The 1,230-nt window shown below is 58.2% G+C and carries 1 protein-coding gene and 1 riboswitch; the gene reads left to right on the plus strand.

The features are described from left to right. Nucleotides 1-173 precede the first annotated feature (173 nt). Nucleotides 174-285, plus strand: a riboswitch (TPP riboswitch). A gap of 62 nt (nucleotides 286-347) precedes the next feature. Continuing rightward, nucleotides 348-920, plus strand: a complete 573-nt coding sequence (gene thiT / locus RCI06_RS01405; RefSeq protein ID WP_306573764.1) for an energy-coupled thiamine transporter ThiT — start codon at nucleotides 348-350, stop codon at nucleotides 918-920. Nucleotides 921-1,230 lie beyond the last annotated feature (310 nt).

Raw genomic sequence — 1,230 nt, forward strand, 5'->3', positions numbered from 1 at the left:
GTAGGAAGAGTGATATGTTTTATATACCCAGCATTGACTCTGTCATTGTTATTTTAAAGATTGTCTTTTTAGAGCGGTGGGGGACGGGCGTATGCCCGTCCCCGTCCGTTTTGTTTTCCTCGGGCTTTACAAACCGGACCGGATGGTGTATAATAAATACCGCAAACAGAATAAGCCACGTAACGGGGGGCTGGCGTCAAGCCGGCTGAGATAGTGCGTATTGCCGCGCTGACCCGAAAACCTGATCTGGGTAATGCCAGCGTAGGAAGAGCGTTTCTCCTTTTACGCCGCAGGGATTATCTGTGGCGTTTTTGTTTGGAAAAAACAAGTGGAAAGGGGAAACCACCATGAAGCCAACCACCCGCAAACTGACCCACAGCGCCCTGATGCTGGCGCTCGCGCTGCTGCTTTCGATGATCAAGTTCTACCACTTCCCGAACGGCGGCTCGATCACCGCCGCGAGCATGGCCCCGATTATCATCATTTCGCTCATGTACGATACCCGGTGGGCGCTCTTCACCTCCTTCGCCTATTCGCTGCTCCAGATGCTCGAGGGCTTCTATCCGCCGCCGGTCCAGTCCTTCGGCATGTTCGTCGCCCTCATCCTGCTCGACTATGTGGTCGCCTTCGGCGTCCTCGGCCTCGCGGGCCCCGTCGCCCGCCGCTTTCAAAAGAAGCCCCTCGGTGCTGCGGCCGGCTCGATCGTCGTCGTCTTCTGCCGCTTCTTTTGCAGCTTCCTCTCCGGCATCATCGTCTGGGGAAGCTACGCCCCCGAGGGTACCCCTGTGTGGATCTATTCCCTCACCGTCAACGGCCCCATCATGATCGGCGAGATGATCACCACCTCCGTCGTCGTCGCCCTCCTCGTCAAATTTATCGACTTCCAGAAGCTGGCCGGCAAAAGCTCGGCGGCTGCCTGAGAAGGACGGAAAAAAGGATCTCCCGGCGTCAGCCGGGGGATCCTTTTTTGCGCTTTCGCGGGAGGACGGAAAAGCCAAACGCCCGACGTCAAGCCGGGCGTTCGTTTTTGCGCTTTCTGAAGAAAGCGCCCAAAGACTTTGATCAGGCCGGCCGCGCGCCCTCCCCGCATTCGCGGCCCGTGAGACGGAGCCGTGGCGGGGTCAAAACACGAACGAAACGTCTTGAGAGATTCCAAAGAGAGCTGATGAGAAGACGGAGATCGGGTTGGGCCGCGAAACCGGTATGCGGGTTCCCTCCGGCACGGGCGGC

The sequence above is a fragment of the Anaerotruncus massiliensis (ex Togo et al. 2026) genome, assembly GCF_030825285.1.
GTDB lineage: Bacteria > Bacillota > Clostridia > Oscillospirales > Ruminococcaceae > Anaerotruncus > Anaerotruncus massiliensis.